General features: G+C 63.9%; 26 protein-coding genes. 18 read left to right on the forward strand and 8 right to left on the reverse strand.

What is annotated here, in order from left to right:
* Window positions 1-9: 9 nt before the first annotated feature.
* Both AAA969_RS12605 and yghX read right to left on the reverse strand, forming a co-directional pair.
* The gene (locus AAA969_RS12605) at window positions 10-1,182 is read right to left on the reverse strand and encodes an iron-containing alcohol dehydrogenase (protein ID WP_338246408.1); all 1,173 of its coding nucleotides are present in this window, start codon (window positions 1,180-1,182) and stop codon (window positions 10-12) included.
* A 21-nt stretch (window positions 1,183-1,203) separates the two neighbouring features.
* The gene (gene yghX / locus AAA969_RS12610; RefSeq protein WP_425325056.1) at window positions 1,204-2,088 is read right to left on the reverse strand and encodes a YghX family hydrolase; all 885 of its coding nucleotides are present in this window, start codon (window positions 2,086-2,088) and stop codon (window positions 1,204-1,206) included.
* Window positions 2,089-2,267: 179 nt separating this feature from the next.
* On the opposite strand from yghX, the gene ykgO reads away from it, so the two are divergent.
* The 5 genes from ykgO to AAA969_RS12635 all read left to right on the forward strand — a co-directional run bounded on the left by ykgO (window position 2,268) and on the right by AAA969_RS12635 (window position 5,957).
* Window positions 2,268-2,393, forward strand: coding sequence for a type B 50S ribosomal protein L36 (ykgO, locus tag AAA969_RS12615; RefSeq protein WP_011644457.1), 126 nt, complete (start codon window positions 2,268-2,270; stop codon window positions 2,391-2,393).
* Window positions 2,394-2,497: 104 nt separating this feature from the next.
* Window positions 2,498-3,112: an HAD family hydrolase gene (locus AAA969_RS12620; protein ID WP_338246409.1), complete on the forward strand. Its 615-nt coding sequence runs from the start codon at window positions 2,498-2,500 to the stop codon at window positions 3,110-3,112.
* 209 nt (window positions 3,113-3,321) lie between these two features.
* A complete protein-coding gene (locus AAA969_RS12625) occupies window positions 3,322-4,503 on the forward strand; it encodes an acyl-CoA dehydrogenase family protein (RefSeq protein ID WP_338246410.1) in 1,182 nt (393 codons plus the stop codon).
* A gap of 2 nt (window positions 4,504-4,505) precedes the next feature.
* The gene (locus AAA969_RS12630; RefSeq protein WP_338246411.1) at window positions 4,506-5,591 is read left to right on the forward strand and encodes an acyl-CoA dehydrogenase family protein; all 1,086 of its coding nucleotides are present in this window, start codon (window positions 4,506-4,508) and stop codon (window positions 5,589-5,591) included.
* Window positions 5,592-5,726: 135 nt separating this feature from the next.
* On the forward strand, window positions 5,727-5,957 hold the full coding sequence (locus tag AAA969_RS12635) for an MASE1 domain-containing protein (protein ID WP_338246412.1): 231 nt from the start codon (window positions 5,727-5,729) through the stop codon (window positions 5,955-5,957).
* A 12-nt stretch (window positions 5,958-5,969) separates the two neighbouring features.
* Here the strand turns inward: AAA969_RS12635 and AAA969_RS12640 are convergent.
* A protein-coding gene (locus AAA969_RS12640; RefSeq protein ID WP_338243350.1) for an IS630 family transposase occupies window positions 5,970-6,919 on the reverse strand; the annotation gives its coding sequence in 2 pieces (ribosomal slippage) (window positions 5,970-6,577 and window positions 6,577-6,919; 951 coding nt in all).
* 102 nt (window positions 6,920-7,021) lie between these two features.
* On the opposite strand from AAA969_RS12640, the gene AAA969_RS12645 reads away from it, so the two are divergent.
* From AAA969_RS12645 to AAA969_RS12675, 7 genes are all read left to right on the forward strand, one after another.
* Window positions 7,022-9,442 (forward strand): ATP-binding protein, encoded by a 2,421-nt coding sequence (locus AAA969_RS12645; RefSeq protein WP_338247251.1) that lies wholly within the window; start codon window positions 7,022-7,024, stop codon window positions 9,440-9,442.
* Entirely contained in the window at window positions 9,439-9,891 is a 453-nt protein-coding gene (locus AAA969_RS12650) for a response regulator (RefSeq protein ID WP_338246413.1), read from the forward strand. Before AAA969_RS12645 ends, AAA969_RS12650 begins: the two co-directional genes overlap by 4 nt.
* A gap of 73 nt (window positions 9,892-9,964) precedes the next feature.
* Window positions 9,965-10,543 carry a tetratricopeptide repeat protein gene (locus tag AAA969_RS12655; protein ID WP_338246414.1) on the forward strand — a complete coding sequence of 193 codons (579 nt, stop codon included), beginning with the start codon at window positions 9,965-9,967 and terminating at the stop codon, window positions 10,541-10,543.
* A 4-nt stretch (window positions 10,544-10,547) separates the two neighbouring features.
* Entirely contained in the window at window positions 10,548-11,561 is a 1,014-nt protein-coding gene (locus AAA969_RS12660; protein WP_338246415.1) for an alpha/beta fold hydrolase, read from the forward strand.
* Between the two features lie 55 nt (window positions 11,562-11,616).
* Window positions 11,617-11,901, forward strand: coding sequence for a DUF2312 domain-containing protein (locus AAA969_RS12665; RefSeq protein ID WP_338246416.1), 285 nt, complete (start codon window positions 11,617-11,619; stop codon window positions 11,899-11,901).
* A gap of 27 nt (window positions 11,902-11,928) precedes the next feature.
* Window positions 11,929-12,405, forward strand: a complete 477-nt coding sequence (locus AAA969_RS12670) for a hypothetical protein (RefSeq protein WP_338246417.1) — start codon at window positions 11,929-11,931, stop codon at window positions 12,403-12,405.
* A gap of 88 nt (window positions 12,406-12,493) precedes the next feature.
* Complete coding sequence (locus AAA969_RS12675; RefSeq protein WP_338246418.1) at window positions 12,494-12,925, forward strand: hypothetical protein; 432 nt, start codon at window positions 12,494-12,496, stop codon at window positions 12,923-12,925.
* A 151-nt stretch (window positions 12,926-13,076) separates the two neighbouring features.
* On the opposite strand, the gene AAA969_RS12680 is transcribed toward AAA969_RS12675, so the two are convergent.
* Window positions 13,077-14,540: a sigma-54 dependent transcriptional regulator gene (locus AAA969_RS12680; protein ID WP_338246419.1), complete on the reverse strand. Its 1,464-nt coding sequence runs from the start codon at window positions 14,538-14,540 to the stop codon at window positions 13,077-13,079.
* A 194-nt stretch (window positions 14,541-14,734) separates the two neighbouring features.
* Here AAA969_RS12680 and AAA969_RS12685 point away from each other — a divergent pair, with 194 nt between their 5' ends.
* Window positions 14,735-15,568, forward strand: a complete 834-nt coding sequence (locus AAA969_RS12685) for a CPBP family intramembrane glutamic endopeptidase (protein WP_338246420.1) — start codon at window positions 14,735-14,737, stop codon at window positions 15,566-15,568.
* Between the two features lie 31 nt (window positions 15,569-15,599).
* The gene (locus tag AAA969_RS12690; protein WP_338246421.1) at window positions 15,600-16,547 is read left to right on the forward strand and encodes an alpha/beta fold hydrolase; all 948 of its coding nucleotides are present in this window, start codon (window positions 15,600-15,602) and stop codon (window positions 16,545-16,547) included.
* A gap of 30 nt (window positions 16,548-16,577) precedes the next feature.
* Here AAA969_RS12690 and AAA969_RS12695 read toward each other — a convergent pair whose 3' ends face one another.
* From AAA969_RS12695 to AAA969_RS12710, 4 genes are read right to left on the reverse strand one after another with little or no spacing between them, the layout of a single operon-like run.
* Entirely contained in the window at window positions 16,578-16,835 is a 258-nt protein-coding gene (locus AAA969_RS12695) for a hypothetical protein (protein ID WP_338246422.1), read from the reverse strand.
* 49 nt (window positions 16,836-16,884) lie between these two features.
* Window positions 16,885-17,487, reverse strand: coding sequence for a response regulator transcription factor (locus tag AAA969_RS12700; protein WP_338246423.1), 603 nt, complete (start codon window positions 17,485-17,487; stop codon window positions 16,885-16,887).
* The gene (locus AAA969_RS12705) at window positions 17,472-18,587 is read right to left on the reverse strand and encodes a sensor histidine kinase (protein WP_338246424.1); all 1,116 of its coding nucleotides are present in this window, start codon (window positions 18,585-18,587) and stop codon (window positions 17,472-17,474) included. Before AAA969_RS12705 ends, AAA969_RS12700 begins: the two co-directional genes overlap by 16 nt.
* Window positions 18,588-18,597: 10 nt before the next feature.
* Window positions 18,598-19,173 (reverse strand): DUF7010 family protein, encoded by a 576-nt coding sequence (locus AAA969_RS12710; protein WP_338246425.1) that lies wholly within the window; start codon window positions 19,171-19,173, stop codon window positions 18,598-18,600.
* A gap of 176 nt (window positions 19,174-19,349) precedes the next feature.
* Here AAA969_RS12710 and AAA969_RS12715 point away from each other — a divergent pair, with 176 nt between their 5' ends.
* The 4 genes from AAA969_RS12715 (at window position 19,350) to AAA969_RS12730 (ending at window position 22,661) form a co-directional block, all read left to right on the forward strand.
* The gene (locus AAA969_RS12715; protein WP_338246426.1) at window positions 19,350-19,655 is read left to right on the forward strand and encodes an aa3-type cytochrome c oxidase subunit IV; all 306 of its coding nucleotides are present in this window, start codon (window positions 19,350-19,352) and stop codon (window positions 19,653-19,655) included.
* Window positions 19,656-19,783: 128 nt separating this feature from the next.
* Window positions 19,784-20,914, forward strand: a complete 1,131-nt coding sequence (locus tag AAA969_RS12720; RefSeq protein ID WP_338246427.1) for a Re/Si-specific NAD(P)(+) transhydrogenase subunit alpha — start codon at window positions 19,784-19,786, stop codon at window positions 20,912-20,914.
* A 2-nt stretch (window positions 20,915-20,916) separates the two neighbouring features.
* Window positions 20,917-21,255 (forward strand): proton-translocating transhydrogenase family protein, encoded by a 339-nt coding sequence (locus AAA969_RS12725; RefSeq protein WP_338246428.1) that lies wholly within the window; start codon window positions 20,917-20,919, stop codon window positions 21,253-21,255.
* 2 nt (window positions 21,256-21,257) lie between these two features.
* Window positions 21,258-22,661 carry an NAD(P)(+) transhydrogenase (Re/Si-specific) subunit beta gene (locus tag AAA969_RS12730; protein WP_338246429.1) on the forward strand — a complete coding sequence of 468 codons (1,404 nt, stop codon included), beginning with the start codon at window positions 21,258-21,260 and terminating at the stop codon, window positions 22,659-22,661.
* Window positions 22,662-22,700: the final 39 nt, after the last annotated feature.

Below are 22,700 nucleotides of genomic sequence, written 5' to 3' on the forward strand. Positions count from 1 at the left end.
TTCCACGCCTCAGCCCCAGACCGCGTCATACAGGGCCACGATCTCGTCGGCGGTCGGAATGCGGGGATTATTTCCCGGCGAGCCGGAAGCGAGCGCCTGCTCGGCCATCAGCGGGCGCAATTGCTGCCAGCGCTCGGGCCGGATACCAAAGCCGGCGGGTGTCGGCACACCCAGTTCTGCATTGAGCGCCCGTAACTCATCCAGAAGAGCATCGTTGGCATGGGCGTCGCTGACGCCCTCTCCCGCCAAGCCCATGGCGCGGGCACAGTCGGCATAGCGGCGCGGGGCCGCCGGGATCGACCAAGTGGTCACGGCCGGCAGCAACATCGCGTTCGAAAGACCGTGGGGCACATGGAAGAAGGCGCCAATTGGCCGACTCATCCCGTGCACCAGGGCGACCGAGGCGTTGGAAAAGGCGATCCCACCGAAGCAGGCCCCGATCAGAAGCGCCTCTCGCGCCGCCCGGTCCTCGCTGTCATGGAAGGCCCGGCGCAGGTTGGGCGCGATCAGACGCATCGCGGCCAACGCCTGTTGGTCGGAAAAAGGCGAGGCCTTGCGGCTGACATAGGCCTCGATGGCATGGGTCAGTGCGTCGATACCGGTATCCGCCGTGACGCGCTTGGGCAGTGACAGGGTCAGGTCCGGATCGAGAATTGCGGCGACCGGCATGAAGGCGAGCCCCATGCACAGCATCTTCTCGTCATTCTCCGGATCGGTAATCACGGTGACCCGGGTCGCTTCAGACCCCGTCCCGGCGGTGGTCGGAATGGCGATCACGGGTAGGCCCGGCTCATCGACGATGCGGGGCACCTTGTAGTCGCGCATCCGGCCGCCATGCGGTCCGAGCACGGCCAGCGCCTTGGCAGTATCGATCGCACTGCCGCCGCCGAGGGCGACCAGACCGTCATAGTCTCCACCCTCCGCCCCGGCGCGCAGCACAGCCTCCGCCGCGATCACCGATGTTTCGGTCGGTTCCGGCTCGGTGTCGCCGAATGCGCCATACGCAACACCGGCAGCCGCCAGCGCCTCGAACAGCCGATCCGCATAGCCCAGCGTGATCATGGTCGGATCGGTGACGATCAAGGGTCGCGTGATACCGCAGCGCGTCAGCACATCGGCAATCTCACCCAGGGCGCCCGAGCCGGTGCGGATCAGGCGAGGCAGTACGATAGTCGCGGTCATGCGCGCTCCGATCTTCGGCGATCAACCGATATGGCGGTCGAACCAGTCCAGCGTCCGCGACCAGGCGAAGGTCGCAGCGGCCTCATCGTAGCGGGGCGTGGTGTCATTGTGAAAGCCGTGACTGGCACCCGGATAGACATGCGCCTCATAGGTCTTGCCCGCAGCCTGCAGCGCGGCCTCGTAGGCGGGCCACCCGGCATTCACGCGATCATCATTGCCGGCATACTGCAGAAGCAGCGGGGCCTCGATGGCCGGGACATCCTCGCTTGCCGCCTGTCGGCCATAGAACGGGACCGAGCACGCCATCTCCGGATAGGCCACCGCGAGTGCATTGCACACGCCGCCGCCATAGCAGAAGCCGACCGCCCCGACCCGTCCGGTCGAGAGCGGGTGATCGACCAAGTGCTCAAAGCCGGCAAAGAAGTCGGCCAGCAGACGCTGCGGATCGAGCGCGCGCTGCATCACCCGACCGTCATCATCATTGCCGGGATAACCGCCGAGCGAGGTCAGCCCATCAGGGCCAAGCGCGAGATAGCCGGCCTTGGCACAGCGCCGCACGACGTCCTCGATATAAGGGTTGAGCCCGCGGTTCTCATGCACGACCAGGACCGCACCGAACGGTCCCGGACCGGTCGGCCGCGCCATCAGGCCACGGACCTCGCCATGCCCGTCGGGCGAGGCATAGCTGACGCGTTCCGTGATGATGTCCGGGTCGTCCGGTGCGACCTGCTGGGCGAGCGCATAGTCGGGCTGCAAGGCTTCGAGCAGGGCGGCGGCACTGACGCCCGCCAAAGTGAACTGGCCAGCCCGGCGCAGAAAATCGCGCTTGCTCATCTTGCCGTGCACATAGCCATCGAACAGATCGAGAATGCGCGGATCAAAATCGGCTGCTGTCTTGCGTGTTATGTCTTCCCCTCCCCGGGCTTTGATGGGAGAGTAGACCGCAATGGCGCTGCGGCAATCATCCTGCGTCGGCGGGGCTGCACGATCTGCGGCTCAAGCACATCAGATACGTTGACAGGCCGCTTCGCCTCCAGTATCTCCCGCGCTCCGTTGAATTACGCTTGTAACGCGAAGGCCACACGATGAAAGTCCGCAGCTCGATCAAGTCGCTGAAAAACCGTCACCGCGATTGCCAGGTCGTGAAGCGCCGTGGCCGTGTCTACGTGATCAACAAGACCGATCCGCGCTTCAAAGCGCGCGCCGGTTAGTCGACGCGTCGGCGCTGTCTTTTACAGGCGCGCTTGCTTCCCAGCTTTTACGCCGCTTGCCCCGTGCATCGAAAGGTGCGCGGGTTTTGCGTTGAGGAGATGGCATGACGACGAAAGCCGTTCTGTGGGATCTCGGCAATGTCCTCCTGGACTGGTCACCCGCCTATCTCTACGAGAAACTGTTCGCCACCGAGGCCGAGTGCCGGAACTTTCTCGACACGGTCTGTACGATGGAGTGGCATGCTGCGCATGATCGCGGCGTCTCCATGGCGGACAACCGCCTGCCTCTGATCGAGGCCTATCCGCACCTCGAAGACGCCATCCGCGCCTGGGAAAGCGGGTTCGAGCAGATGCTCAATGGCGCCATCGACGGCACGCCCGAGATCATGGACGCCCTCGCCGCAGCCGCCGTCCCGCAATACGCGCTGACCAATCTGCCTGCCGAATGGGTCGAACCGGTCAATCGGCTCTACCCGCAAATGCGCCACATGAAGGACGTGATCGTCTCGGCGCATGAGGGCGTGATCAAGCCGGATCCGAAGATTTACGCGATCGCCGACGCCCGCCTGCCCTACCGTCCGGAAGACGTCGTCTTTTTCGATGACCGGCAGGCCAATGTCGACGCAGCGCGCGCCCATGGCTTTGACGCCGAGCTGTTTAACGGGCGTGAGGCCCTTGTCGCAGCGCTCGAAGCGCGTGGCTTGCCAGCCTCCGCCTGACCCCGCAAACCGGCGCTCCGGCTTTCCCCTTACGTCACCCGCGCCTGCGCCGCAGCGCCGCACCAAATGCTGCACCTGCGCACTATTCACATCGGCGGGTTTTGATTTACATACATACCCAGTCATCGAAAGCGGATCGGACCCGGCACAAGACCGGGCCTCGCTTTTGTCCTGAATACGGTCGATACAAAGGCGCGAGGAGAGACATCATGGATCTGAATTTCACCCCCGAGGAAGAAGCCTTCCGCCAGGAAGTCCGCGACTTCCTGAAGAGCAACCTGTCCGAAGAGCTGGCCACCAAGGTTCGCAATGGCCGCGATCTGAACCGCGACGACATGGAAAACTGGCACGCCACCCTGAACGCACAGGGTTGGCTGGCGCCAGGTTGGCCGGTCGAGCACGGCGGCACGGACTGGGACTCGGTCCGCATGCATATCTTCGAGGAAGAGTGTGCCCGCGCCAACGCCCCCCGCACGGTCCCCTTCGGCCTCAACATGCTCGGCCCGGTGCTGATCAAGTTCGGCACCGAGGAGCAGAAAGCCACGATCCTGCCGCGCATCCTGTCCGGTGAAGACTGGTGGTGTCAGGGCTATTCCGAGCCGGGTGCCGGCTCCGATCTGGCCAGCCTCAAGACGCGCGCCATCCGCGATGGGGACGACTACATCATCAACGGTCAGAAGACCTGGACCACGCTGGGCCAGTTCGCCAACAAGATCTTCTGCCTGGTCCGCACCTCGACCGAGGGCAAGCCGCAACAGGGCATCTCCTTCATCCTCGTTGATCTCGACACGCCGGGCATCGAAATGCGCCCGATCAAGCTGATCGAGGGCGGCTTCGAGGTGAACGAAGTCTTCTTCACCGATGTCCGCGTTCCGGCCGCCAACATGGTCGGCGAAGAGAATATGGGCTGGACGATCGCCAAATACCTGCTCGGCCACGAGCGCACCAATATCGCCGGTGTCGGGGCCTCCAGCGAAGCCCTCAGCCAGCTCAAGTCGCTGGCCCGCAAGGTCAAGCGCAAGGGCCAGCCGCTGGCCACAGACCCCCTGTTTGCCGCCAAGGTTGCCGAGGTCGAGATCGATCTGGAAGCCATGCGCATGACCAATCTGCGCATGCTGTCGGGCGTCGCCGACGCGCAGGGTTCAGTGTCGTCCATGCTGAAGATCAAGGGCACGGTGATCCGTCAGGCCATCAACGACCTGTCGCGCCGCGCACTTGGTGCCACCGCAGCTCCCTTCCCGTCCGAGGACGTGATCGGCAATTACGCGATTGCTCCGGCGGAGGCGGCGTCCAACGCGGCCAACTACTTCAATAATCGCAAGCTCTCGATCTTTGGCGGATCGAACGAGATCCAGCGCAATATCATCGCCAAAGAAACCTTCGGAGCCTGATCATGGATTTCACGCCGACTGAAGATCGCCGCATGATCGGGGATAGCCTGCGTCGCTATCTCTCGGACCAGTACCCGGTCGATCACCGCAACAAGGTCGCCTATGACGGTGACTTCCATGACCCTGCCAAATGGGCCGAGCTGGCCGAACTGGGCATTCTCGGCGCGCTCGTGAGCGAGGATGATGGCGGCTTTGGCGGTGCCGGTTTCGACATCACCACCGTGTTCGAGGAGCTGGGCCGGGCGATCTGTCCTGAACCCATGCTCGGCAATCTAATGGCGCTGCGTCTCTACGCCGCCCATGGCGAGGCCGAGCGTATCGAGGCAATCATCGCCGGGTCGGAGAAGGCGGCCTTCGGCTTTGACGAGAGCGACACCTATGGCGATCTGGACTCGATCACGACCACGGTCGACGGCGAGACCCTGACCGGCCGCAAGACGGTGGTTTATGGCGGCAATAGCGCCGACCATATCCTCATCGCGGCCAAATCAGCCTCGGGCGCCCTGGGCCTCTATGAAGTCGCCGCGAGCGACGCCGAGGTCCTGCCCTATGCCATGATCGATGGCGCCGGCGCAGCCGAGATCATTCTCGACAAGACCAAGGCGCGTTGCCTTGCCGAAGACGCCCGGGCCGCCATCGAGGCCGCCCTCGACGCCGGACGGGTTGCACTCTGCGCCGAAGCTGTCGGTGCCATGGATGTCCTCAAGGTGATGACCAAGGACTACCTCATGCAGCGCCAGCAATTCGGTCGCCCGATCGCGCTCTTCCAGGCGCTTCAGCATCGCCTTGTCGATTTCTCGATCGAGATTGAACAGGCCCGCTCGATCACGATCTATGCAGCCTCCAAACTCGACGCGGACCCCAAGGCCCGAGCCCTCGCTGTCGCGCAGGCGAAAAACCTGATTGGTCGCGCTGGCAAGCTCGTCGCCGAGGAAGCCGTGCAGATGCATGGCGGAATCGGTATGACCTGGGAGTATTCCGGCTCTCACTATGCCAAGCGCCTGATCATGATTGACCACCAGCTGGGCGATACCGAGGACCAGCTGCGCACCGCCATGGCCCTGTCGGATATCGCGACGGCAGCCTGATGTGACTGATCCGGGCCGGCGCATGCGCCGGCCCGCTTTCGGCCTCCCGCGCAAATAATTGTCGTCACGACAAAATTGCGCTTCTATCGAACCCGAAATGTCGCACGGGTACCGGGGCGGGAGGCGATTGCGCCAATGCGTGATCTCAAATCGAGCGCAATCATTGTTATTGCCTACCTGATTGCGGGCGTCGCCTCCCTGTCCATGGCCATCCCGCCGGGCTTCCTGGCTCCGGTCTGGCTGCCCGCCGCAGTCGGGCTCGCCGCTGTCCTGACCATCGGATACCGGGCGCTGCCCGCGATTTTCTTCAGCATGATGGTCCTAACGCTGCCCTTCGGGCTGTTCGTGCTGGACGCCGGCCCCTAGAGCGTTTTCATTTTAATCGGGGTCATATCCGCAGGCTTTGAAGTAGTTGACGCACTCAGCCGGTGTGATGGCGTCGATGGCGTTGGCGACGGCCTGGTGGAGATCATCGACGGTGCGGGCTGCAGCCTTGCGAAGCAGGGCCTTGAGCTTTGAGAACGCCTTTTCGATGGGATTGAAGTCCGGGCTGTAGGGCGGCAGGTAGAGCAGGCTGGCGCCGGCGGCCTCGATGGCGTCGCGCACGCCGGCGACCTTGTGGGCAGGCAGATTGTCCATGATCACGATGTCGCCGGGCTCAAGTTCGCGTACCAGCATGCCTTCAACCCAGGTCAGGAAGGTCTCGCCGTTCATGGCGCCGTCGACCAACGCAGGCGCGGCGACACCGTTCAGACGCAGCCCGGCGGTGAAGGTGATCGTCTTCCAGTGCCCGTGCGGGATCGGGGCGCGGCAGCGCTCGCCCTTGGGGGAGCGCCCGTACAGACGCGCCATCTTGGTCGACACGCCGCTCTCGTCGATGAAGACGAGGCGTTCCGGATCGAGATCCGGCTGGCGTTCGAACCATTCTACGCGACGCTCGTAGACGTCCGGCCGATCCTGTTCGGCCGCGTGGCCCGTCTTTTTTTAAATGTCTGCCCGCGTTTATCGAGGAAATACCAGAGCGTGCTTTGTTGAACGCGCAGACCGTGATCCGCCTCGAGACGCTGCGCCATCTCCGCCAGCGTGATGTCCGCCCGTTCGTCGATCAGGCCGAGAATGAAGGCTTCGTGCGCATCCAGGCAGGAGCGGCCCGGATTGCCCTTCTTGCGCGGCGACACGCCTCCGGTTCGTCGGAAAAGCCGAACCCAGCTACCAACCGTCGACTTGCCGACCCACATGCGCTGCCCCGCCTCGCTCGTCGACAAACCCTCGTCGACGACAAGACGAACCACCCGCCAGCGCAAATCCTCGCTCATCGCTCGTGTCATCCATGACCTCCCGGCTCAATGATGACACACTAAGAATCACACTTCGCGGCCCAAGTGAATCCCTTCGCGACTCTAAGATCGATGGAAATGCCCTAGCGCACGATCGCCGGCAGCACCGGCGTCGCGGCAGCCGCAGTCATTCAGGCCCTGGTTGCCAAACGCCTCGTTCCCACGGACTCCAACGGGGGCCTGTCGCTCGAGAAGGGCGCACAGCTCGCCCGCCTGATCGGCTATGGCGCGATACTGGCCGGTCTGTGCGGGGCCGCGTTCGGCTCGGCTTGGGTAACGCTGACGGGAGCGGCGCCCAACAATCTGGATCTGCTCACCACCTTCGCCCGAAACTGGGTTGGCAATGCGGTCGGGGCCGCCGCGCTGACACCGGTTATCCTGCTTTTGATGGACAAGACGCGGGTCAGCCTGCCCCGCAAGCGCAGTATTGCGCTGGTCTTCACAATCCTCACCCTGATCGGTGTCACGACCTTCGTTCTGACCCGGATGAACGCACTGGATGAACGCCGTAAAACCTTCAATTCCCAGGTCGTGGAGGATCACATCGCCCTGCAGGAGCGGATCAATGGCGCCCGACGGAGACTGGAATCCCTGCAAGGTTTCTTTGCCGCATCGGAAAACGTGACCGAGGAGGAGTTCGCCACATTCGTCGACATTGCCTTTGGCCAGTTCGAGGGTGCCAGCTCGGTCCATTGGCTGGTCAACGGCACAAGCGGCCGCCGACCCAGCCACGCCATTATTGCACCGCTGGAGGGTCTTCAGTTCGATACCGGTCGCACCGTCCCGATCGGGTCGGATCAGCGCATCGTGACCGACTACGCCTTTGATGGCTTGAATCAGCTGATTGATCAGAGCCTGAGCACCGGCCTGCTCGCCAGTTCCGGTCTCAATGGCGAAGGCAGCTCCGCCTGGATTGCCTTTGCCATACCCGCATTTTCCGACCGGCAACTACCGGCCAGCCTCGCAGAACGGCGGGCTCGGCTGACCGGGGTCGCCGTCGGCACCTTCCGGATTGATGCCCTTCTCTCCGATGCCTTTTCCCACGAGCGAGAGGTCTACACCCACCGGGTCCAGGGCATCGATCAGCAGGGGCGTGTATTCTGGACGGTCGGGTCGGTCCCGGATCTGTCTCGCCTGTCGACACAGCTCGATCTGTTGATCGGCGGACAAGTGTGGCGCATCGATTACGTCGCGACTGACCGCTTCCTCTACGCCCAGCAGGACTGGGTGTCCTGGGCCGTCATCGTGATAGGGCTGTGCTTCGTCACCGTCCTGAACGCCCTCGCCCTGCTGGCCACGGCCCGCACTGACCTGGTCCAGCGCCTGGTCGATGAGAAGACAGCCGAGACGCTGACCCTGTCCAACAACCTGTCGCTGGTTCTCGAACACGCGGCCGACGCCATCCTCAGCTTCGACGGCGAGGGCCGTGGCGTCCTGATCAATCCGGCTGCGGCGAAGCTGCTCGGCTATCGCGCCGAGGAACTGACCGGCAAGGTCATTCACGACATCATTCACCCGGTCGACAGATACGGACACCCTCACACTCGTGCCGACTGCGCCATGATGCTGGGCGAAAGCGCCGAGGCCCAGCACAGCGGAACAGAGCGCTTCCGGCGCAAGGATGGCAGCGACTTCTTTGCCGAATATTCGACAGAGGCGATCCGGGACGGCGACGGCAAGCGGATCGGCTCCGTGACCGTGCTGCGCGACATCACGGACCGCATCGCCGCCGAGGCGGATCGGGAGCGTTTTATCGAGCGCCTGACCCGCGCCAACGAGGAGCTGGAACGGTTCGCATTTGTTGCCAGTCACGACCTGCAGGAACCCCTGCGGCTGATCTCGAACTTCACCGGCCTGCTCGCCAGCCGACACGGCGACACACTTGAGGAGAGTGGCCGGACCTACATCCGTCACACGCTGGATGCGACCGCCCGCATGCAAGGTCTGATCACCGACCTTCTGACCTATGGCCGGCTGAATTCAGACACCGACATGATGAACAGCGATGTCGATCTCGGCACCCTTATTCCCGAGACACTGGATACGCTCGGACCGTCGGTCCAGGCGGTCCGCGACAGGATCAGGATTGGCGACATGCCGGTCGTGCGGGCCAATCCGGCCCGTATGCGGCAACTGTTGCAGAACCTGATCGGCAATGCGGTGAAGTTCCAACCGGTGGACCAGGACGCAGAGGTCGCCATCAGGGCCCATGATCTCGGCGACAGGTGGGAAATCGAGGTCGCTGACAACGGCATCGGGATCAAGCCGGAATACCGCGAACAGATCTTCATGCCCTTCAAGCGACTACATTCACCGGACAGCTATCCCGGAAGCGGTATGGGGTTGGCCATCTGCCGAAAAATTGTTGAATCCCACGGCGGCGTGCTAACAGTTTCATCCAATGGTGATAGCGGAAGCATTTTCCGGTTCACCCTGCCAAAATCCGATCTGCCAGAATCTCGAATTGATCCGCAAGACGAAGCCATCATCAGCCCAGACAAAGCAGACCCATGAAGATGCCGCGCTCCGCCAAAATTCTGCTCGTCGAGGACAATTCCGGTGACGAGTTTCTTGTCAGGGATGCATTCGAACGGGGTCGCGTCCGCCGCGAGCTGGAAGTCGTCCGGGACGGAGAAGCCGCACTCGACCGCCTGCGCGGGCTTGGCGAGTATGCCGACACCCCTGTTCCGGACCTGATCCTACCCGATCTGAACCTGCCGAAGATTGACGGGCGCGATGTGCTGCAGACCCTGAAGTCGGATGACCGGCTGGCCAATATCCCGGTCCTCGTGCTGACAACCTCTTCATCGCAGGCTGATGTCACGCGGTGTTATTCCCTGCACGCCAATGCCTATCTGACCAAGCCGTTCGACGCCCTCGGCTATGAAGAGATCGTCGATGCTGTCGAGCGTTTCTGGTTCTCGACCGCCATTCTGCCGCCTGAGGGTTCGACGCGGCACTGAGCCGGTCTTAATTCTCATCCATCATATGGTCTGACCATCTGGACGCGGCGGCGCTTGGGTTTATGTTTCGGGTATGACACCGATCCTGATTTCCGGCCTTCTGCTCGTCACGTTTGCCCAAGACACCGGGCCGGCAGAGGTGCAGATCGCGCCTCAAACCGAATTCCAGAGCCCGGAAGTCCGCCTGGCCGAACGACTGGACGCCCTGGCTGAAGCCGGTCCGCGAGAGGCCCGCCCCCTGATCGATGAAATCCACGCCCTGTGGTCCCATTCCGGCAGCGACACGATCTCCCTCTTGATGGATCGCGGACGGGCTGCAGAGGACGCCGACAACGCCGATATCGCCGCGCGCATGTATAATCATGTCACCCAGCTCGACCCGAATTTTGCCGAGGGCTGGCTCGCAGCAGGACGCATGGCGGCCGCGGCGGAGGATTGGGGTTATGCGCTGGAAACCCTCAACACCGCGCTCACTATCGAACCGCGCCGCTACGACGCTTACCTGACCATTGCCCGCCTGCTGGAGCGGGCCAACGAGCTCGACGCGGCGCTGGAGGCGTATGAGGACGCTCTGGCGATCTACCCGGCTCATCCCGGTGCGATCGAGGCACGGGACCGGCTACTGGCCCTGAGAGCCGGACGGGCCCTCTAGGCCGATGCTGTCCGACGCCACCCTTCAGATCAGTCTCGCGGTGATCGTCTGCATCTTCATCGCCGTGATGGTGTTCTACGGGTGGCGGGCGCGGCGTGCTATTGCCCGGATCGAGGCCCGGTTTCCGCCACGGGCCGAGTTCACGACCGTTGACGGCGTCCGGCTGCATGTCCGCCGGACCGGACCTGCGACTGGCAAGAGCGGCGAACCGGCCATCCTTGTCCTGCACGGTGCAGCCTCCAATCTTGAGGAACCCTATCTGGCCCTCGCCGAGACCTTCGCCAGCGAGCCGGTCATCTGGCTTGACCGGCCTGGCCTCGGCTGGAGCGAACGCCCGGAAGGTGCGTGGACACCCCGGAATGAAGCCGCGCTGATCGCCCGCTTGATCGAGACGCTGGACTGCGGGCCGGTCACCGTTGTCGGGCATTCCTGGGGCGGCGCAATCGCCATGAGACTGGCCATGGACCATCCCGACCGGGTCGACAGCATCGTGCTGATCGCCCCGGCGCTGTCGGCGTGGATCGGCGATGCGGCCTGGTTCAATGCCGCCAGCTTCTGGCCGGTTCTCGGACCGTTGATCACCCACTTCATTGTCCCCTTGATCGGCGAGCGGCAGGCGATGAGCGGCGCACACAGCGCTTTCCACCCGGAACCGGTTCCGGATGATTATCTCAACAGGACCGCCCTGCCGCTGCTCCTGCGCCCTGCCACCTGGCGGGCCAATGCGCGTGACATGATGCAGGTGAATTTCCACCTGGAAGCGCAGGAAGATGGCTACGAGGACATCACCCAGCCGACGGAGATCATCGCGGCGAAGGGCGACACGGTCCTGTGGTCGCATCGTCATGGCGGAATGGTCGCCAAACGCTTGCAGCGTGGGGCCCTGCGCTGGGTCAATGGAGCAGGCCACAACCTGCACCACCACCACCCCCGGATCGTGCTGGACGCCATCATGAATGTCCGCAGCCTGTCGGCAGACAGCGCTGGAAAACCGGCCATGACTGGCCCAGCCGCTTGAGGCCTTTCCGGGCTGGAACTAGTCTCCCGCTCCGTCCACCAGAAAGGCTTCCCCCATGGCATTCACCGACACCGCGCCCGAAACCCATAAAGACGAATCCGACGCCATCGGCGCTGCGGCCCGCGAACAACTGAAAGCGTTTGTCGCGCGGATTGAACGCCTTGAGGAAGACAAGGCCAATGTCATGGCCGACATGAAGGAGGTCTATGCCGAGGCCAAATCGTCCGGCTATGACACCAAGATCCTCCGCAAGGTCATCGCCCTGCGCAAGATCGACCGCCATGAGCGCCAGGAAACCGAGGCGCTGCTGGAATTGTATCTCGGCGCTGTCGAGGGCTAAACTGGCGGCCTTCACCCGGAGGCCCGCGTGGTTCGCAAGATCGACGAGAAGAAGACACGGCGTGCCTTGCGTCGGCTCGAGAGAGCCCGCAAGGCCGCAGCCGCGTCTGACGCCGACAAGCCGGACCTCTCCGATTGGGAGGGCGAATTCCTCGGCTCCCTTGAAGAACGCCTCGAAAAATTCGGCTCGGCCTTCAATGATCCCGACAAGGGCAATACCGAGGATGCGCTCTCCTCGCGCCAGGCCCTGAAGCTGCGGGAGATCGAGAACAAGGCCAAGGGCAAGGCTCGCAAACCCATGTCCCGAGGTCATGGCTTCAAGCGCAAGTCCGGCAGTCCGGTTCCGCGTGGCCGCGACATCTATGACGATCTAGATGGGCCAGCGGATCCCGCGCCGCGCCCGGCGGATCCGGTCCGTGATCACCAACCACCCGACGCGCCCGAGGCCCGGCGCGCGAGTTTCCGTGTCATTCCCGGCGGCGGCGGCAGCGACGTCGGCGATTAGCCTTTCGTTCAGGATTAATCCGGCTTGCGCGCGCGCAAGCCGCTGCGCCCGCCTATTCTGGTCACCGGTAACGATCAGGATGGATGCCATGTTTCAGGACGTCGATATCTTTGACCATCACGAGCAGGCCCTTGTCGCCGCGCTCGATCGCGCCATGGCCGAAGGCCTCGCCAGCGACACCGGCCGCGACGCCTTCTCGGATGCCATGGCGGCCCTCGACCAGCTGGTCGAGGAGAAGGAAACCCATATCTATTCGCCGCTCGCCGCAGATCCGCTGACCCGCGACTACATCTCCCGTCTCGATGGCCAAATCCACGGCCTGTCCAGCCGGATCGACATCCTGCGGACGCATATCGACCTTGGGCTGATGGATGAGGATCGCAATCGTCCCGATCTGGACGCCTCGCTGGCCCGGCTCGTCAAACAGCTGCGGTCACGCTTCAGACGCGAAGCGGCGTTGATCCCGGTCTATGCCGGCTGGCTGGATCGCAATGCCAACGCGGCCGCAGCGGCCGCCTGACCCGATCGGCGCGGGTCAGGCTCAACCGGCCCGCGCCTCACCCCCCGGATCGCCATGAAAAACGGGCCGGCGCGCATGGCAGCGCCGGCCCGTCTCGTCCCCCACCCCGCGGGGCAGGCCTCCTCCCGTGGCGGGGAGGCATTTTTCGTGCTCAGCCGGCGGCGCGAACGCCGTCGACATCCAGCTCGTATTCCCGAACCTTGCGGTACAGGGTCGACCGACCAACACCGAGGCGCCGGGCCACTTCACTCATGCGCCCGGCATAGGTCTCGATCGCGAACTCGATCAGATCGCGCTCGATATCCTCGAGTGAGCGCAGGTGCCCGCCCTCATCCATGATCTCAACCGGTCCCAGCTCGCTGGCCACCGATGTGTCACCGGCGGCAATCGAGCTCGCCATCGCGGTCAGCGCGCCGGTATCCGGCATCTCGCCGATCTGCGGCGTCAAACCGGAAATCTGCGGGAAATCGGCCGGCGTCAAATGGTCATCGTCCGACAGGACAACCGCGCGGAACACCGCATTCTCGAGCTGGCGGACATTGCCCGGCCAGTCATAGGTCGTCAGTAGCGCATGGGTTTCCGGCACCGCGTCGATGATCGACTTGTCTTCCTGGGCGTTGAACCGGCCAATGAAATGGCGGACCAGAGCCGGGATGTCGTCCTTGCGAGACCGCAGCGACGGCACTTCGATCGGGAAGACGTTCAGGCGATAGAACAGGTCCTCGCGGAAGGCGCCGCAGGCAACCTGCTCGGCCAGATCGCGATTGGTGGCGGAAATGATCCGGACATTGACCTTGACCGGGCGCTTGCCACCCACCGGGTCAACCTCGCCCTCCTGCAGGGCCCGCAGCAGCTTGACCTGCATGTCGAGCGGCAGCTCGCCGATCTCGTCGAGGAAGAGCGTCCCGCCATCGGCTTCCTGGAACTTGCCCATATGCTTGCCGACAGCGCCGGTGAAGGCGCCTTTCTCGTGACCGAACAGGGTCGACTCGACCAGGTTTTCCGGGATCGCACCGCAGTTCACGGCGACGAAGGGGCCACCGGCGCGCTTGGACGCCGCCATGATCGACCCGGCGACCAGCTCCTTGCCAACGCCGCTCTCTCCGGTAATCAGGATGGGAATGTCGGACTGCGCCGCGCGCTCACCCAGACGCACCACCTGGCGCATCGTCGGCGCTCCGGCGATCATGTCGGCAAAGCCCAGCGTGCCTTCCGCCTTGCGGCTGAGACGCTTCACTTCACCGGACAGGTTCTGGACCCGAAGGGCATTGCGGATCGAAACCGTGATCCGTTCCGGGCTGGCCGGCTTCACGAAGAAGTCCACCGCCCCGGCCCGCATGGCCGCCACAACGGTCTCGATACCGCCGCTCGCCGTCAGCACGATGACGGGAAGGTCGGGCTGTTTGCGTTTGACCGCCTCCAGCGTCTCCATTCCGTCCATGCCCGGCATGATCAGATCGAGGAGCATCACGTCAACGCCCGGAGACGCGACGCGATCCAGGGCGGCCTCGCCGCTTTCCGCGGTCTCTGCCCGATAGCCCTGCTTCTCGATCACCGCCTGAAGAAGGCGGCGTTGTGTCGGATCGTCATCGACGATCAGAACTGATTTCACCATCACCCACGCCTTTTCGGTCGCCTTGTTATTTCGCCGGACCTTCTGGCCTCACCACCCTTGCGGGCGGGGCGTCTATGCGAACCGTTATGGGACACTTGTCTAAATTTGACGTTTAAGAGGCGGCAACGACCGGTTAAGCATAACAATCAAGACCGTCTTAACGGACCGGCCCACCAGGACGACCACGACACGACATGGCTGTATCGCAAGGATCCCCGACCCGCTGGCCGTTTGCGCGCCATGACGTTTTCGCCAGCCTGTCGGAAGAATACCGCATGCGGGTTATCCGTTCCCTGCCGGGCATGATCGTCTGGCCGGCGCTGATGTTTGCCCTGATCATTGCCGCCCAGCTGGCGACATTGATCAGCTGGAGTGTGGCGGGCGGGCCGGGCACGGGCGTCAGCGAGGGCAGCGCAATCTTCCTGGGCAATATCATCGGCTATTCCGGCCTTGCCCTGGTGATGTGGGCCTGGATGAAACGCTACCAGGCCCACCGCCCGGTCTTCGCCATCTTCCCGCTCCGCCTGTCGGATTTCGGCGCTGCCGCGCTGGTCATGGTCTTCATGATCCTGATCGCCAGTCCCCTGACCCTCAGCTTTCACGAGTTCGCCATGAGCGATCCGCAACTGACGTTGTCGGGCGGGGCGACACGCGATGACCTGTCCAATGTCGACGATTTCGCCGGCGCGGGGGCCAATTTCTGGCTGGTGATCGGCCTGACGCTGATTGCCGCCCCGATCGTCGAAGAAATCCTGTTTCGCGGCTGGATGCTGCCGATGATGATGGCGCGCGGCGTGCCCGCGCTGTTTGCCATCATCATTTCGGCGCTGGCCTTCGGCCTGGTCCACATCACCCAGGGACTGCTGGTGATGACCTCGACCTTCTTCCTCGCCCTCGCCCTCGGCGCGGCGCGGGTCTGGACCGGACGGCTTGCAGCGCCGATCCTGGGTCATATGGCCAATAATGCATGGGCCGTATTCGCTGTGCCCTATCTGATCTCGCTGGCTCCGGCGACCGGCGGCAATTGACGCCGCGCGCGCCCGGGGCTAGCGCTAGACAATGAGCACAAAAGCCGCAACCTCCCCCCGCCCGCCTGCGCCGCTTGTCGCCTTCAACGGAAGCCGTCCGCCTGCACCGGACTGGTTTGCCAAGGCGCTGGCCGTCCCGACCGACGCCGGCGATGTCGTGGTGGACGGAGCCAGGGTCTGCTGGAAGGCTTGGGGTCAGCGCGGCGCGCCGGGCCTGATCCTTGTCCATGGCGGGGTCGCCCACAAGGATTGGTGGGACAGTATCGCGCCCTTCCTCGCCGATACGCGCCGCGTGGTGGCGCTTGATCTCTCGGGCATGGGCGACAGCGATCATCGCGACCGCTACCGGATGGAGACCTATGCGCTGGAGGTTCTCGCCGCCGGCCAGGCAGGCGGTGCCTTCGAGGCCGGCAAGCCGTTCCTGGTCGGTCACTCGTTTGGCGGTTTTGTCTCCCTCGCGACCGCGATGGAGCATGGCGAGCAACTCAACGGCATCGCCGTGCTGGACAGCCCGATCCGCCCCAGTGACGAGCAGCGCCGGTCGTCACCGCCCTCGCGCGGCGGCACGGTTTACAACAGTTTCGATGCCGCCCTGATGCGGTTCCGCCTTCTGCCCGAACAGGATTGCGACAATGCCTTCCTGCTCGATCACATCGCCCGCCAATCTCTCAAAGAGGTCGAGCGCCCGGATGGCTCTGCCGGATGGACGTGGAAATTTGATCCCAAGCTCTGGGCCAAGCTCGACTATGACCGACCGCCACCGGCCGACATTGTCGGCGCGCTGAAGACCCGGATCGCCCTGTTCCGGGGCGCCGAGTCGCGACTGGTGACTGACGAGGTCTGGGACTTCATGCGCGAAACCTTCGGACCGGACACGACCATGGTCTCGATTCCGCAGGCCGAACACCATCTGATCCTCGATCAACCGATCGCGGTTGCGGCTGCGCTGGAAGTCCTGACAGGTCCGGGCTGGGGCTAGCCGCAGCTCCGGGCCGGAAGCCTCGGCGCGCTAGTGTTCCGGGTGCCGACGGATTTCCTGTTCCACATCCTCGGGCAGGGCTTCAGGGCGCGAGGTCGCGGCCTTGCGGATACCGGAAATGATGGCCATCACGACCACCAGGGCGAGCCAGACGCCAGCGATTTTCAGCCCGATCGGCCAGAGATAGCCAAACTCGATGGCACCGAAATTCAGATATTCCCGTCCCGCCACGACCGCGAAAGCCAACAGGGCAAGAAGGCCCGACCAAAGGGCGAAGGGAAGACGCATGCGAGGCTCCGAAGTTCTGCAGCACAGCCAGTTTAGGGCAGCGGTTTGCCTACAACCACCCCTTTTGTCGGGCCAGCCTTGCAGCCTCGATCCGGTTGGTGGTGCCCAGCTTGCCAATGGCACTGTGCAGATAATTGCGCACCGTTCCGCGGGCCAGCCCCGAGGCCTCTGCGATGGCATGACTGTCCAGTCCGGCCTCGGCGAGGCGTAGCAGGCGGCGTTCGGCATCGCTCAACGGATCCGCTTCATCCCAGGCCCGGGCAGCCAGTTCAGGGGCCACAACACGCTCCCCGGCCGCTACCCGGCGGATCGCACCGGCAAGGTCTGCAGACGGACCATCCTTCAGGATAAAGCCCGAGACACCCGCCTCCATGGCCCGGCGCAGATAGCCGGGACGGTCGAATGTGGTCACGATCAGGATGCGGGGCCGCACCGTCTCGCGCTGGAGAAGATCAGCCAGCTCAAGCCCGGTCATGTCCGGCATCTCGATATCGGTGAGCAGGACGTCGGGCTGATGCCGGCGGACCAGCGTATGGGCCTCCCGGCCATTGGCCGCCATGCCAACGATCTCGATATCGGTCTCCAGACCCAGCAAGGTCGCCAAGGCATCCCGCAGCAGCGTCTGGTCCTCGGCAATCACGACCTTGAGCATGCGTCGTCCTCCAGCCGGATCCGCGCCTCGATACGGGTGCCCGCCGCGGCGGAATTCGGGCCGACCGACAAGGTCCCGGACACCGGTTCCAGGCGCGCCCTCAAACCAGACAGGCCACCGCCCGCCGGATCGGCACCGCCCTTGCCGTCATCGCAAACGGTCAGCCGGGCTTCTGCCGCATCGACGGCAAAATCGAGGTCCGCCCGGCTCGCCTCGGCATGGCGCAGGATATTCGTCACCGCCTCGCGCGTCACCATGGCGAGCGCCGTCGATGCGGCGGTGGTCAGGTCCACCGCTGCCGTTTCGCCGCGGACCGTCACCGTGAGCCCCGCATCGCGCAGCCTTTGTCCGGCGTCAGCGAGGGCCTCGGCCAGGTTTCGGCCACGCAGACCGATCACCGCCTCGCGAACTTCCGCAAGGGCATCGCGGGAGATCGTCTGGATCGCCTGCAACTCGGCACGGGCCCGCTCCCGGTCCTGGTCGATCAGCCGCTCGGCAATCTCGGCCTTCAGCGTGACGACGGAGAGGGTGTGGCCCAGCAGGTCATGGAGATCGCGGGCAATCCGCTGGCGCTCGGCTTCTGCGGCCTCATGAGCCGCCCGGGCCCGGGTGGCCTCCGCCTGCTCGACCTGCCTTTCATTGCGGGCCGCGAAGGCGGACCCGGCGGCCGCAACGGCGCCCAGGCCCAGAAGGACCACAGCCATCAGCGGGGTTGGTGCAAGGACCCAGACGCTGCTCACGCCGGTGATCGCGAGAACAGCAAGGGCTGACCAGAGCATCGGTCCGAACCGCAACCGCCCCAGCATGGCCGCGGCGAAAACGAAGTAGACGGCGCCGCCGATCGTCGAGGGCAGGAAGGCCAGTCCAAGCAGCGTGCTGGCCAGGGCTGCCGGATAGATGGTCCAGTCCATCCGGCGCATCACAAAGACATAGACTCCGATGAAAGCGGCCATGGCGACCAGGGATATCGCCGCCTCGACCGGGCTGGGCGGGGCGTAGAGCCAGCCGAAGAAGAACATGCCCAGATAGAGGAGATGTATCCACGGCCGGTTCGGCGATATCAGGTCGCGCACGGAGATCACGGGATCAGCCTTTCTCATGCCTGCGCCGCTATTCGGCCGGAACCGCCATCATCTGGCGATAACGGTTTGATTCCCATGAAAGCCCGGCTGCCGCCAGCAGGTAAAGACCGCTGACCACGAGCGGGATGGCCACAAAGCTGAGTTCCGGCAGGCCGAAGAAGATCACCGTGACGGCCGCCGTCCGAACCACGGCATGCGCCATGCACACCCGGCTGGCATAAGCCCAGCCGATGATTGGCCAATGCAGGGTCATGCCGATGGCGAGGGTCAGCGCGGCTGCCTGGGGCACGGTCCAGATGACAATCATGTGGACGGGCCAGAGCAGATTGATGGCAATGATCGCCGCCATGGTGACGCCGGAGAGCGGCGACTTGGCCTTCATGAAGGGCGACCGGAACGCGCCCTGCAGCAGAAGGCCGATCGGGAAGATCACGCCGGAGAAGGCAGCAGCATAGAAGGCCCAGCTGGCCGGATCGAGAATGGCCCCGGCGACAGCCAGCCCGGCCCAGTAGATCGCGCCGGCCACCGGCAGAGAAACACCACCACCCGATGCGGCACTGTAGCGACGGCGTTCATTGAGGAAGTCCTGATTGATATCGGTCATGTGATGGCTCCATTTGTCTGCAGGCAAACTGCACCGCCGACTTCGGGCGCGGCAGAAGCAGGCGTCACCGATCGGACATGACAGCTGTCACTTGCGGCAAATGGCGCTGGTATCTTGGCGGCGCATTCAACGCGTGCTATCCGCTCCAAAACCAATTTGACGGAGGCTCTGCACCGATGGCGTCTGATTATGTTCGTGGCGAAATGGATATCGCCGACCAGAAATCCACGTTTGACGGCTTTATCGCGGTTTCCGTCTGGGGCGGCCTGCTGACCGTCATCAGCGTGCTTTACCTCACGCTTGCCTTTGCGGTCGGCGTTGACTGGCTGGCATCGCTGATTGCGACAGCCATCGTCGGCGCTGTGCTGGGTTTGGCGCTCGGCATGAAGACGTCCTGGTATGTCACGGTCGGCGGCCTGTTCGTGTTCGGCCTCGTCTGCGGCGGCATTGTTCAATTGTTCGGTATGGCGATCGGCGGCTGATTTTTTCACCCCGCCTTCGCACTGCACAATTTTTCTGAGCTTCGGTCTAGAAATCACTGGGAGGGGCCTTCCCCTCACGGGAGAATTCGCGCATCCTCGCGGCACTTAGCCAAAAGCGGCAGGATGAAATGCGAATTGCCATTTTGAAAGAAAGACATGCGGGCGAAACCCGCGTGGCAGCCACACCGGAAACCGTCAAGAAATTCGTGGCCGCCGGCCACGAGGTCGCCATCGAAAAGGGCGCGGGCCTGACCGCCGCCGTCACGGATGACGCCTTCGCCGACGCAGGTGCGAAGATCAGCACGGCCGCCGCGACCCTGAAGGGCGCTGACGCCCTGTTCGCGGTCCGCAGCCCGGACGAGGCCACACTGGCCAAGCTGAAGGGCGTGCTGCTGGTCGCCCATCTCAGCCCGCACGGAAATACCAAGATGGCGGAAAGCCTGGCCAAGGCGGGCATTGATGCCCTCGCCATGGAATTCGTGCCGCGCATCACCCGCGCCCAGGCCATGGACGCCCTCTCCTCACAAGCCAATCTCGCCGGCTATCGCGCCGTGATCGAGGCCGCTGAACTGTATGGCCGCGCCTTCCCGATGATGATGACGGCGGCGGGCACCGTGGCCCCGGCCAAGACCTTCATCATGGGCGTCGGTGTCGCCGGCCTTCAAGCCATCGCCACCGCCCGTCGCCTCGGCGGGATCGTGACCGCAACCGATGTCCGTCCGGCCGTGAAGGAACAGGTCGCCTCGCTGGGCGCGAAATTCATCGCCGTCGAGGACGAGGAATTCAAGCAGGCCGAGACAGCTGGCGGTTATGCCAAGGAAATGTCCAAGGAATACCAGGCCAAACAGGCCGAGCTTGTGGCCAGTCACATCGCCAAGCAGGACATTGTCGTCACCACCGCTCTCATCCCGGGCCGCCCGGCCCCGACCCTGGTCACCAAGGCCATGGTCGAGAGCATGAAACCGGGCTCGGTCATCATCGACCTGGCCGCGCCCAATGGCGGCAATTGCGAACTCACCAAAGTCGACGAGATCGTCGATCACAAGGGCGTCAAGATCGCCGGCTGGAGTAATCTCGCCGGACGCCTCGCCGCCGATGCCTCCGCTCTTTACGCCAAAAACCTCGCCAACCTCCTGCCGCTCCTCGTCAATGAGGAAGGCGGACTCGCCCCGCACTGGGATGATGACGTCATCCAGGGCATGGCGCTGACCAAGGGCGGCGACGTCATTCATCCGACCCTGACGAAAAAGGAGTCCTGATCATGGAAGCCGTTGATCCCGTCATCTTCCGCCTCGCGATTTTCGTGCTGGCGGTCTTCGTTGGATATTATGTCGTCTGGTCGGTGACACCGGCCCTGCACACACCGCTGATGGCCGTCACCAATGCCATCTCCTCGGTCATCATCGTCGGCGCGCTTCTGGCTGCCACGGCGACCGCGACCGGGGCTGGTGAGGTCGCAGCCACAGCGGCCCAGACCGGTGGCGCCGGCTTCTCGCGCGGGCTGGGCTTCGTCGCCATCATCCTTGCGAGTGTGAACATCTTTGGCGGCTTCCTGGTGACCCGGCGCATGCTGGCGATGTACAAGAAGAAGGAGCGCTAGACATGTCAGCCAATCTCGCTGCCCTGCTCTATCTGGGCTCCGGCATTCTCTTCATCTTCGCCCTGCGCGGCCTGTCCAATCCGGAGACGGCCCGCCAGGGCAATATCTTCGGCATGGTCGGCATGGCGATCGCCATCATCACCACGCTGCTCGCGGTCAATCTGGACGGGGCCTCGATTGCCCTGATCATCGGCGGCATCGCCATCGGTGGCGGCATCGGTGCCGTGATCGCACGGCGCGTGCCGATGACCGCGATGCCTCAGCTCGTCGCCGCTTTCCACTCGCTGGTCGGTCTGGCCGCCGTGCTGGTGGCGGCTGCCGCGCTGTTTGCGCCGGAAGCCTTCCACATTGCCGATGCGATGGGTGATCTCAAACCCCTGTCCCTGTTCGAGCTGTCGGTCGGCTCGGCCATCGGCGCGATCACCTTCTCCGGTTCGGTGATCGCCTTTGCCAAGCTCAACGGCAACATGTCCGGCGCGCCGATCATCCTGCCCGCCCGCCACCTGATCAACATCGCCATTGGCGCCTTCATCGTCGTGATGGTGGCCTTCCTGATGGCATCGGGCGGCGACGCCAAGACGGCCTTCTGGCTCATCACTCTGGCCGCCTTTGTGCTCGGCGCGACCCTGATCATCCCGATCGGTGGCGCCGACATGCCGGTCGTCGTGTCGATGCTGAACTCCTATTCCGGCTGGGCCGCCGCGGCGCTCGGCTTCACACTGGAGAATACCGCACTGCTGGTCACCGGAGCCCTGGTCGGCTCATCCGGCGCGATCCTGTCCTACATCATGTGCAAGGCCATGAACCGGTCCTTCATCTCGGTGATCCTGGGCGGGTTTGGCGAGACCGGTGACAGTGCTGCTGCCGCTGGACCGCAAGGGACTGCCAAGCAGGGTTCCGCCGAGGACGCGGCCTTCGTGATGAAGAATGCCGGCAAGGTCATCATCGTGCCCGGCTACGGCATGGCGGTCGCGCAGGCCCAGCACGCGCTCAAGGAAATGGGCGACATGCTGAAGGCGGAAGGCGTGGAAGTGGCCTATGCCATCCACCCGGTCGCCGGACGCATGCCCGGCCACATGAACGTGCTGCTGGCTGAAGCCAATGTGCCCTATGACGAAGTCTTCGAGCTGGAGGACATCAACTCCGATTTCTCCAATGCCGATGTCGCCTTTGTGATCGGTGCCAACGACGTCACCAACCCGGCCGCCGAGGATGACCCCGGCTCACCGATATATGGCATGCCTGTGCTGCAGGTGTGGAAGGCGCGCACCGTCTTCTTCATCAAGCGCTCGCTGGGCTCGGGCTATGCCGGCGTCGAAAACCCGCTCTTCTTCCGCGACAACACGATGATGCTTCTGGGCGACGCCAAGAAGATGACCGAAAGCATCGTCAAGGCGCTCGACTAGGACCTGTCAGCTGCGGTTCAGCTTTGCTCCGGCAGGCTG

This window comes from Maricaulis maris, from assembly GCF_036322705.1.
Classification (GTDB): domain Bacteria; phylum Pseudomonadota; class Alphaproteobacteria; order Caulobacterales; family Maricaulaceae; genus Maricaulis; species Maricaulis maris_B.